General features: G+C 36.3%; 6 protein-coding genes and 1 pseudogene. All 7 read left to right on the forward strand.

Annotation, left to right across the window (positions count from 1 at the left end):
- Positions 1-56: 56 nt before the first annotated feature.
- The 7 genes and pseudogenes from ACJ004_RS09460 (at position 57) to ACJ004_RS09490 (ending at position 11,959) form a co-directional block, all read left to right on the forward strand.
- Entirely contained in the window at positions 57-3,656 is a 3,600-nt protein-coding gene (locus tag ACJ004_RS09460) for a CDP-glycerol glycerophosphotransferase family protein (RefSeq protein WP_410892672.1), read from the forward strand.
- Between the two features lie 190 nt (positions 3,657-3,846).
- Complete coding sequence (locus ACJ004_RS09465; protein ID WP_410892673.1) at positions 3,847-6,321, forward strand: CDP-glycerol glycerophosphotransferase family protein; 2,475 nt, start codon at positions 3,847-3,849, stop codon at positions 6,319-6,321.
- 67 nt (positions 6,322-6,388) lie between these two features.
- Positions 6,389-7,273: a UTP--glucose-1-phosphate uridylyltransferase GalU gene (gene galU / locus ACJ004_RS09470; RefSeq protein ID WP_410892674.1), complete on the forward strand. Its 885-nt coding sequence runs from the start codon at positions 6,389-6,391 to the stop codon at positions 7,271-7,273.
- A gap of 116 nt (positions 7,274-7,389) precedes the next feature.
- Positions 7,390-8,538, forward strand: a pseudogene (locus tag ACJ004_RS09475) (CDP-glycerol glycerophosphotransferase family protein); the annotation flags it as partial.
- A 315-nt stretch (positions 8,539-8,853) separates the two neighbouring features.
- Positions 8,854-11,181 carry an SH3 domain-containing protein gene (locus ACJ004_RS09480; RefSeq protein WP_410892675.1) on the forward strand — a complete coding sequence of 776 codons (2,328 nt, stop codon included), beginning with the start codon at positions 8,854-8,856 and terminating at the stop codon, positions 11,179-11,181.
- A gap of 74 nt (positions 11,182-11,255) precedes the next feature.
- Entirely contained in the window at positions 11,256-11,600 is a 345-nt protein-coding gene (locus ACJ004_RS09485) for a hypothetical protein (RefSeq protein ID WP_410892676.1), read from the forward strand.
- An 89-nt stretch (positions 11,601-11,689) separates the two neighbouring features.
- Entirely contained in the window at positions 11,690-11,959 is a 270-nt protein-coding gene (locus ACJ004_RS09490) for an SH3 domain-containing protein (protein WP_410893069.1), read from the forward strand.
- Positions 11,960-12,058 lie beyond the last annotated feature (99 nt).

Genomic DNA, 12,058 nt, shown 5'->3' on the forward strand with positions numbered 1-12,058 from the left:
CCAGAATAGCTATAAAATGTTAAGAAATGGAATTGGTAAGGGAGCTGAAGATTTTCATGAATCGAAAGGTCTTAAAAAGAAGAAAAAATTTTATCGTCGAACCACTCTATAATTATTTCAAAAAGGCAAATCATCGTAAAAATCACCAATATAGAAGGTTTTATGAAAAATTAAATGTAATTGATAACACTATTTTTTATGAGAGTAGGGACGGTAAAAGTTTAACAGATAGTCCCTATGCCATCTTTAAATACCTCTTACATCACCCCGAATATAAGCATTTCAAACATATTTGGTCTATAAATAGTTCAAAAGATTTAGAAACTGTAATTGCTGAATATAAAGGATTGAAAAATGTAACATTTGTCAAACGTAATTCAAAGGAATATCTCAAGTGTCTAGCTACTAGTAGGTTCCTAATAAATAATTCAACCTTTCCGTCTTTTTTTATTCCTAAAAATGAACAAATATATATTAATACATGGCATGGAACGCCGCTTAAAAGCATGGGGTTTGATATCCCAGGAAATCCAGCCCATTCGCAGAATGTGGTTAGGAATTTCCTTAGTTCTGATTATTTATTAAGTCCGAATGATCATACAACAAAGATGTTTCTTGATAGTTATAAACTGAACGGTCTCTATAATGGAGAAATTATTCAGGAAGGCTACCCAAGAATCGATCTTACCTATCATACAGATTCAGAGGTGTTTAAATCTTTTTTAACTAAATTAGGGTTAACCATGGATAAAACAAAACAGACGATACTATATGCACCGACCTGGAAAGGATCCCATGTTTCCAAAGCGAAAAATGATATGTTTCAAATTATTAGTGAGATGACCTATTTAAGGAATCAAGTGGGAGAAGAATATAACTTATTTATCAAAGTCCATCCATTTTTATATGACCATGCCAGGAAGTTTGACGAAATAAAAGATATCTTAATACCGGATTTTGTGGACACGAATGAGTTATTAAGCCTTGTGGATATCTTAGTAACCGACTATTCGAGTATCTTTTTTGATTATCTAGTAACAGATAAACCCATTTTATTCTATATTTGGGATTATGACGATTATCTTGAAGAAAGAGGCCTTTATATGTCGGATGAAGAATTACCAGGACCGACGCTGTTTACCATTCAAGAAGTAGCAGATGCTGTTCAAGAGATATCAAAAATAAGTGATATCTATAGCTCAGTATATCAGGCTGCAAAAAATAAATTTACAAATCATGATGATGGTAATGTTACCACAAGAATTGTTCAATACATATTGAATAAGAGTAAGTCACCAATAAATGTCATAAATCAATTAGACAGAGATAAAAAGAAAATTCTCATTTATGCTGGCGGTATGATGAACAATGGCATTACATCATCCTTCATCAATCTGATCGATAACATTGATTTTACTAAGTATGACGTTAGTATTTTCATGAAAACGCCAAAATCGAAAGAAGCATTGAATAATATCGCGAAGGTGAATAAGAAGGCTAGGTTCCTTTTTCGGAATGGATTATCGGTAAATAGCCTTTTTGAAGTCTATCGAGATAAATTTGTTCATAATAGAGGGGCACATAGTAGTCTTACAAAAAGACTTTATCCTGAAAATGCCTATCGGAGGGAATACAAAAGGCTTTCAGGGAGATCACAATTTGATTATGCGATAGACTTTAGTGGTTACAGCTTGTATTGGGCAAAATACTTGCTCGCATCTGATGCGAAGAAAAAAATATGTTATATGCATAATGACATACTTACAGATAGTGAAAAGGTCATCAATGGCCGCCGGCCGCATCGAATTAATTTAAGAGGACTTTTTTCTGTCTATAATAGATTTGACAAGTTAGTAAGTGTTTCCCAAGGAACAATGGAGCTTAATAAGAGTAATTTAACGGAATTTGCCGAGGAATTTAAATTTGATTTTGTCATGAATTCGATTAATCCTGAAAAAATTTTAAAATTAGAGTGTGAAGAGAGCCTTGGCCAATTAAAGGACTACTCAAGGAATGATATGCAAGATCAGCCAATGAGTAACATTCCCTTTCAATCACGAGCCATTATAAACAATGCTAAGGAACATTTTATCTGGAATAGACCAGCGGTGTTGAAAGGGGCTGGAAAATTGGCACCTGCAGACAGCCTTTTAAATAAAGAGGTAGCGATATTACGTGAAGCACGGGCAGGAACAAATGTCTATTATAAATTCAGTGTCGAAGATCGTATCGTTGGCTGGCTTGACCAAGAATGCTTTGAACTGTTACCCGACAGAATTATATACGAAAAGCAGGTAAACAAAATAGCTATTTTAAAGTTTGTACATGGCCGTGATATCTGGAGTAAACCATATAAAATTGAGGGAGTTCAAAAAATTTCCTCAAGTAAGGATTATAAAGATGTGCTAGTTATGGTGGATTTAGAAGCTAGAACACAGCGGGGAATTTATAACAGGTTTTCGATTAATGGAACTGTCATCGGCTGGATTGATTCATCTGCATTGTCGATTATTAAAGAGTACGATAGTAAGAAACGGATCAAAGGAAACATCAAGATATCTTTGTATAACCTGGCTAATTCAAAAAGGAATAAACAAGTAATTAATCATCGAACTCTAGAGGAAAAGAACTTATATGACCTGGCTTTCATTTCAAATCCAGAAGATTTCGACGTATGGTCAAAACCGTACCCTAATTTAGGCTGCAGAAAAATCATTGATGCCAAGGCATTAGAAGGTGAAAAAGTAATCGTTACGAAACGTAATAAAACTGTAAAAGGGACGTATTACTTTTTTTATCATGATGGAAAACAAGTTGGCTGGCTTGATCAAAATGCCTTTTCGATGATTGAGGAACCGGTTATTATTTCAGAAAAGACAATAAAAAGGGTTGCCATAATTAACATATCAGATGAAGCTGTAAACATGAGGAAAGTGAATGGACTTGAAGGTACGAAGGATATAAATGATTTCCGAAAGTATAATGGGAAAACAGTAACAATTATTAAAGAAGCCAGTACCCTTGATGAGACATTCTGTTATTTTGTCTATGAAAATGAAGAAATTGGCTGGTTAAATAAACGTTGTTTCCAATTCATCAAAACTTTAGGAATTCAAAAAGGAAAAGTTTTTTTTCCTGAGCCATCGAATGAATATTATAATTTTATTACGATGGGAAGATTATCACCAGAAAAAGGCCAAGATAATTTAATTAAAGCCTTTGCGAATTTTCAAAAAGACTTCAAAACCGCTAAACTTTATCTTTTAGGTGAAGGTCCATTAAGAAAGGATCTAGAGAAATTAATTACAGAACTGAATCTCGAAGAATCGGTTTACCTCGTGGGACAATTAGATAATCCGTTTGCATTAATGAAAAAATGCGATTGTTTTGTTCTATCTTCTCATTACGAGGGACAACCGATGGTTTTATTAGAGGCGATGACACTAGGAATGAAAATTCTCGCAACGGACATTGTCGCCAATCGAACTGTATTGGAACAGGGAAGATATGGCCTTTTAGTAGAAAATAGTATTGAAGGTCTGGAGAAAGGTCTCAATCAATTGGTTAAAAATGAGCCCAATCACACCCCGTATGAATTTATTCCAGAAGAGTACAATAAAAAAGCAATGGGAACATTCTATAAGGTTTTAGAATAAACTTTTATAGCAAATTGGTTGCAGGGAAACATCTTGTAATCCATTTGCTTTTTATTTTTTCTGAAAAAGGTAAAAACCAGTATCAGATGCTTCGAAATTATCAATACTTACATATAACGACTTATAGATGGAAAAAATAGTCATCAGAAATAAATAAGTAAGTTGAATTGATAAGGGAGTTGCAGGTTACATGAAAAAGCAGGTAAAATTTATGATTGGACCAATCTATAATTATGTAAGAAAGGCAAATCATCGCAGAGTTTATCAATATCGAGGGTATTATGAAAAATTGAACGTGATGGATGACACTATTTTTTATGAGAGCAGGGATGGAAAAAGTTTATCAGATAGTCCCTATGCCATCTTTAAATACCTTGTCCATCACCCTGAATATAAACATTTCAAACATATTTGGTCAATCAGCGGCTCAGGTGAATTAGATAAAGTGGTGGCACCCTATAAAGGACTGAACAATGTCACCTTTGTGAAACGCGATTCCAAGGAATATCTTAAATGTTTAGCGACTAGTAAATATCTAATTAATAATTCTACCTTCCAATCTTTTTTTATCCCTAAAGATGAGCAGGTTTATATAAATACCTGGCATGGGACACCACTTAAAATCATGGGATTTGATATCCCAGGTAATCCAGCACAATCACAAAATGTCATGAGGAATTTTCTTAGTGCTGATTATCTATTTAGTCCGAATCAGCATACCACCAATATATTCCTTGAAAGTTACAAACTTAAAGGTGTCTATCATGGGGAAATTATCCAAGAGGGATATCCACGAATCGATTCTACCTATCATACAGATCCGGATGTATTCAAATCATTTCTAGAAGGATTAGCACTAAGGATTAATCCGAATAAACAGACCATTCTTTATGCTCCGACTTGGAAAGGAACCAGTATTTCCAAAGCGAAAAATGATATAGATCAAATTATACGTGATATGTCCTATTTAAAGCAGCAAGTAGGCGAAGAGTATAATGTATTCATTAAAGTACATCCATTTTTATATAATGAAGCTAGGAAATTAAGTGAAATCAAAGATCTATTAATACCCGAAGCAGTGGATACGAATGAGTTATTAAGTGTCGTCGATATTTTAATAACTGACTACTCTAGTATCTTTTTTGATTTCCTTGTCACAAATAAACCCATTTTATTCTATATCTATGATTACCAAGTATATAAGGAGGAACGTGGCGTTTACTTGAGCGAGGATGAATGGCCCGGACCTGCACTTTTTACGATTCAGGAAGTGTCAGCGGCAGTTCGGGAAATCTCAAAAATAAGCGACGAGTATAAGCAGGTATATCAGGCAGCTAAAGATAAGTTTACCGCTCATGACGACGGAAATGTAACACCTAGAATTGTCCAATACATTTTTAATGAGAGTAAAACACCTTTAAATGTCATTCAACCTTTAGAAACGGAAAAAAAGAAGATCCTGATTTATCCAGGTGGTTTGCGGAATAATGGGATTACCTCTTCTTTTATAAATCTGACTGATAATATCGATTTTAATAAATATGATGTTAGCATCTATATGAATACACCCTCCTCTAATGAAACACTAAAAAATATGGAAAAAGTAAATAAACAGGCCAGGTTCCTTTTTCGAGATGATTTTGCGGTAAATAGCCTTTATGAGGACTATTGCGATAAATTCATTCATCATAGCGGGGCACATACTGCAATCACTAAAAAACTGTACCCAGAAAATGCGTATAAGCGAGAATTTCAGAGGGCTTTTGGCAAAACAAAGTTTGACTATGCGATAGATTTTAGTGGGTATAGCCTGAATTGGGCTAAATATATCCTCGCTGCAGATGCGGACAAAAAATTATGTTATATGCATAATGATTTACTATCTGATAGTGAACGAACTATTAATGGGCGTAAACCGCATCGAACCAATTTACGGGGTCTATTTTCCGTCTATAACAGATTTGATAAGCTTGTAAGTGTTTCTACAGGAACAATGGAACTCAATAGAAATAATCTATCAGAATTTGCCGAGGAGTTTAAATTTGATTATGCGATGAACTCCATTAATCCCGAAAAAATCCTGAAATTAGGAAATGAGGATATAATAGAACATTTTAAGAGTAGTGAAAAGGACGGCATCTTGGTACCTTCTGAGAATCACTTAAATTTTGTTACAATGGGGAGGTTGTCCCCGGAAAAGGGTCAAGATAACTTGATTAAAGCTTTTGCTCAGTTTCACCAAGATTTCTCAAATTCTAGGTTATATTTTATTGGTGAGGGTCCGTTACGGAACAATTTGGAGAAATTAATTGCAGAGTTACAACTAAAAGAGTCAGTCTTTCTTGTAGGGCAATTAGAAAACCCGTTTCCATTGATGAAAAAATGTGATTGTTTTGTGTTATCATCTCATTATGAGGGGCAACCAATGGTATTATTAGAGGCGATGACCCATGGGATGAAAATCATTGCGACCGATATTGTTGCGAACCGAACGGTATTAGAGAATGGAAAGTATGGTTTGTTAGTAGAAAATAGTATTGAGGGGCTAAAGCAAGGGCTTACTCAACTGGCTAGAAATGAGTTAAATAATAAACTTGATGAATTTATTCCAGAAGAATACAATAAAAAGGCAATGGCTTCGTTTTATCAAGTATTAGAAAGATAATGGATACGTTCTACATGTAAATCGACCACTTAAAGTTTTTAGATATAGTAAATAGGAGGCACAAATCATGAGTAAAGTAAAAAAGGCAATTATCCCTGCTGCGGGCTTAGGAACAAGGTTTTTACCTGCAACAAAAGCCATGCCAAAGGAAATGCTGCCAATCGTAGATAAACCAACGATTCAATATATTGTTGAGGAAGCAATTGAATCGGGAATTGAAGATATTATCATCGTCACAGGTAAGAATAAAAGAGCCATTGAAGATCATTTTGATAGTGCATTTGAGCTTGAAGAAAACTTAGCTCGTAAAGAAAAGTTTGAACTCCTCGAAAAAGTGCGTAAACCAGGGAATGTCGATATTCATTACATACGACAAAAGGAACCAAGAGGACTTGGCCATGCAATCTGGTGTGCACGAAAGTTCATTGGCAATGAACCGTTTGCGGTGTTATTAGGGGATGATATCGTCCAAGCAAAAGTTCCCTCATTAAAACAATTAATGAACATCTACGATAAAGTGGGCTCTTCAGTTATTGGTGTGCAGCCTGTTCCAAAGGAAGAAACCAATCGCTACGGGATTATTGATCCGAGCCGGCAAGATGGTCGCATGTATGAGGTGAAAAACTTTGTTGAAAAGCCTCCAGTGGAATTAGCACCATCTAATCTTGCCATTTTAGGAAGATATATTTTAACACCAGAGATATTTGATCTCCTTGAAAATCAAGAAACAGGGTCAGGTGGCGAGATTCAACTAACAGATGCGATTCAACGTTTGAATAGTTTCCAAGATGTATTTGCCTATGACTTTGAAGGAATTCGCTATGATGTGGGTGAAAAATTTGGTTTCATTAAGACAACAATTGAAATGGCTTTAAGTAGAGAGGAACTAAGAGAGCAATTGCTTGAATACTTAGTAAAGCTTGTTGATCAAGAAGTGAGAATCAATAAATAGGATTTTGAGTAAAGACAAGGCTGCCGATGAATATAAAAGCAGCCTTATCGTTTTTTTTAACAAGGTTAGGAGAGCGGTTTCTAGTGATTGCATCGTTAAAAGAGTTATTTATTTTGGCTTATAAATATTTATTCCTATTCATTTCTATCCTTCCAGTGAAGAAAAATCTGATTATGTTTGAAAGCTTTCTTGGTAAGCAATATAGTTGTAATCCTCGGGCGATATACGAATACCTGCAAAGGAATCATCCTGAATATGAACTTATTTGGAGTGTCGACCCTCGTTTTGAGCAAGGATTCATCGATAAAGGAATCCCGTTTGCACGACGGTTTTCGGTTAAATGGCTGTTTTTGATGGCGCGGGCAAGATTTTGGGTCACCAATAGCCGGATGCCGTTGTGGATTCCGAAACCTAAGCAGACAATTTACCTGCAGACTTGGCATGGAACGCCCTTGAAGAAGCTTGCCCATGACATGAAAGAAGTGTTAATGGCTGGGACGACCACGGAGCAATATAAACAGGAGTTCTATCTTGAATCGCGGAATTGGGACTATTTAATTTCTCCCAATCGCTATTCAACAGATATCTTTAAACGTGCTTTTAAATTTGATAAAGAAATGATTGAATCGGGCTATCCGCGCAATGATATTTTTTATAAAGATGACCGTGAGGATCGAGCCAAGGAATTTAAGAGGAAACACCAACTACCTGAAGGTAAAAAGGTAATCCTCTATGCGCCAACCTGGAGAGATAATCAATTTCATCAGGAGGGTAAATATAAGCTCGATTTGCATTTGGATTTGGAGAAGCTTAAGCAAGAATTAGGGGATGACTATATTATCATTCTCCGGATGCACTACTTAGTTGCTGAGAACTTTAACTTGGAGGCATTTAAGGGCTTTGCTTGGGATTTTTCCAAGCATGAGGACATTCAAGAACTTTACCTGATTAGTGATTTGCTGATCACTGATTATTCGTCGGTATTTTTCGATTATGCCAATCTAAAACGACCGATGATTTTCTTTACCTATGACCTTGAGGAATACAAGGATGATATCAGGGGTTTTTATTTTAATTTTGAAGAAAAAGCTCCTGGGCCACTCGTCGAAACAACAGAAGAAGTGATTGACGCGGTAAAGGGCCTTGTGGATGCTAAGGTTCCAAACGAAAGCATGAATGAATTTTATCAACGGTTTTGTTACTTAGAAGATGGACATTCAGCCGAAAGAGTGGTTAAAGAAGTCATTTTAAAGAATGAAAGATGAGTATATTGAAAGCACCCAAAGTCTGAATTTGGGTGTTTTTGTCATTCTATCCCTCGTTTTCTGAGCAAATTGTGACAAACTCTCCGAAGAATCTCTAATTGATATAAGAAAATTTTCCTATTTTTTAAGATTGCAACAAGTATTTATTGGAATCTATTTAAAAACAAGAGGTTATCAGAGATAATATAAATTGATAGCGTCATATTTTCCCAGCTTTTATGGGAAGATGGTACATTCGGCAAAATATGAGTTTTTTATCAAATTGTAGAAAAATGCTTAGAAGCAACAATCAAAATCCGACAGGGAGCTGTGTCAATGAGAAATATCGGGAAGGTTCTTCTCTTATCTACCAGTTTATTAGTAGGGGAAGTTATAACTCCAGTAATTCCATCTAATTTGCAGCTGGCACATGCCGCCAGCACCATAAAGTTGGCTAATATCAGCTATCAAACGACTGCCAATGTTAATTTACGATCGGGTCCAACGACAAAGTATAAAGCCATTTTTTTGGTCCCCAGATCCAAAACCGTCACTGCCTTAGAACAATCAGGAACCTGGGTTAAAGTTTCCTATAAATATACCATGAGTGGAAAAAAGATAGTTAAGACAGGTTGGATTAGTGCCTCCTTTATTAAGAAAATATCTACAGCACCAAAAACAGTAAAATTTACAAAAACTACGTACCAAGCCACCGATAACGTCAATATGCGTTCAGGAGCAAGCACGAAATATAAAACAATACATACGATTCCAAAAGGCAAAACGATTATAAGTGCGGAAAAGGTATCAGACTGGTATAAAGTGACCTATACCTATCCATTTAAAGGGAAGAATGTGTCAACATCTGGCTGGGTAAAGGGAACTTATTTAAAGGAATACTATAATTATAGTGCTATTACGGGAGCTTATTATTTTCCAAAAAAGACCGTAAAGCTCTACTCTACTCCTGATACAAAGAAAAGTGCGGTTTACAGCCTAGCAAGCGGAAACGGACTTTATTCCGACTATCAAGCAGTAAATAGCGTGGGACAAACCTGGTTCAGGGTTTCCTACAATGGAAAAACACTTTATGTATATAGCGGGGATGTAAGTAAATACACGTTAACATCCTTTGCGGCAACCGATTATCAAGCCAAATTGGATACCTATTTATACACATCATATGGTAAGGCCTATACAAAACTAGTGGAAATTCCAAAACAAACGGTCATTTCTTCCAAGCAAAGAATTGGAGACTGGTATAAAGTTTCCTATAACGGTAAATCAGGCTATGTCTACAGCGGTGATTTTACAAAATACATCAAGCCTGCCGAGGTTCCTAATACGGGAGGAACAAACACGGGGGAGGTAAACAATCCTCCAGCGGATGTAATTACGGAGCAAGCCGTAGCTAAGACAACTTATCTGGTGACGGATCCATTAAATTTACGAGAAGCTGCAGGGACGACAGCTACGATTCTAACGGTGATTCCCAAAGGATCGATCATCATCCCAACTAGCAAGACGTCTAATGGCTGGTATAAAGTCAGCTACGCAGGAAAAAGCGGCTATGTATTTGGCACTTACCTTCAACAAGTAATAACAGGTGATCCAATGGGCAGCAGAGATAGCTACCAGTTTATTGATTTAAGGACAGAATCCCGTGTGACAGCCAGTCAAATTAATAATTATATTGCCGGCTATGTAAAGAATACGGGAAAATCGAGTATTTTGACTAATAAAGGCCAGGTATTTATTGACGCGGGGAAAAAATATGGGGTAAATGCGCTTTACTTGGCAGCCCATGCCATTCACGAGAGTGCGTATGGGACCTCTACCATTTCGATTGCGAAGAACAATTTATTTGGCTTTGGTGCCTATGATGCAACACCTTTTGTAGGTGCCTACCGGTTTGCAAGTGTAGAGTTGTGCATTGATTATATTGCACGTGAAATGAAAGCGACCTATTTAAATCCAGCCAATTGGAAGTATCAAGGGGCATATCTAGGTTTCAGTACCAAGACATTAACAAATGCAAGAATAGATTCTAATAGTGAGGGCATGAACTTTTTCTATGCTAGTGATGCGAATTGGGGAAAGGCGATCAGCCAGCATATGGAGAAGATTCTTTCTTATGATAAAGCTTATTATTCGAAGGCCAATGTTGATACAAATGTCCCAACGAGGCCATCTATTCCCGATGGTGGGGATGTGTTTCCGTCTGGTATCGTAGCGATTGTCACACTTCCTGCTGATAAACAAATCGTTCTTAATAGTAAAAAGGGCGTCCACGATGCAGTCAAAACGATGAAAAAAGGAACCTCCTTTAACATTCTTGAGAAAACCAATGACTTTTGGCTGAAGGTTAAAATGGACAATAAAGAATACTGGACCAATGATGTAGACTTTAGTAACTATAAAAACTACTTATCTGTTCAAAATTTAGGAAGAGTGACAGTTTCAGGGCTAAATATCCGAACTGGTCCAGCCACATCCTATCCTTCTGTTGGAACGTTTCAGTTAAATGAATATGTTTCAATTGTAATGAAGGCGGATGGGTCATTAACAATGGATTCGTCAAAATCATGGTACCAGCTGAAAATCGCTAATGGTACAACTGCTTGGGTAAGTGCTGCTTACCTCAATACAAAGGATTTAAAATAGATTGTTAAAGTTTTATTTTACTATTTATCAAAAGGCTGTGTTAAAGGTTATTGTTGATTTTCCCACTCTGTTGATTGGAGCGGAAGGCGCGAAGACTCCTGCGGGAGTACGGGGCAGGGGAGACCCCGCAGGCGCTAAAAGGCGCTCATTTTGAAGGAGCACTATTAGGATATCGGATAAATGATTCCAAAGGAACGAGAGTAGCAAGCAAAAGTATCGGTATGAACTATTGGTATGCTAGTGACCCGAACTGGGGCAATAGGATTGCCCGTCATATGCAGAACATCTTAGCTTTTGATCAAAAATATTATGATAAAGCGGCTATCAATACAACCGTTCCAGCACTACCTGGAATTCCAGCTGGTAAAGATACATTTCCCAGCAGGTATCCAAGTAAAAGCGAAAAAGGATTTATTTAACCACGATTAAGAAAGATACAACTTTTATCCTACTTGAGAAATCCAATGATTATAATCTAAAGGTCAATGTAAATAAGAAGGATACTTCGATTAAAGTTCCCTTCTCCACTTATGATGATTACTTCACTGTACTTAACCTAGGGAGAGTTTCCGGTTCTAGTTATGTAAATGTTCGTCCCGAGCCTTCTACCGCAAAAAAGGAAATAGCTCAACTCCATTTAAATGATTATGTGCAGTTAGTCTTGGATAGCAAAGGTAATATTGTAATGGATCAAACGAAATCTTGGTACAATATCAAGTTATCTTCCGATACAAATGGCTGGGTAAGTAAAAATTATATTGTTAGAGAACTAAAATAAGAAGGAGCTGACTTGTTCATCAAGTCAGCTTTTTTATATGGCCTGTAACAGTATTTTAATGGAAATTAAACAGTTCTTCATTGAATTTTAAGTTTGATA

It is taken from the genome of Neobacillus sp. 204 (assembly GCF_046562815.1).
GTDB lineage: Bacteria > Bacillota > Bacilli > Bacillales > Cytobacillaceae > Neobacillus.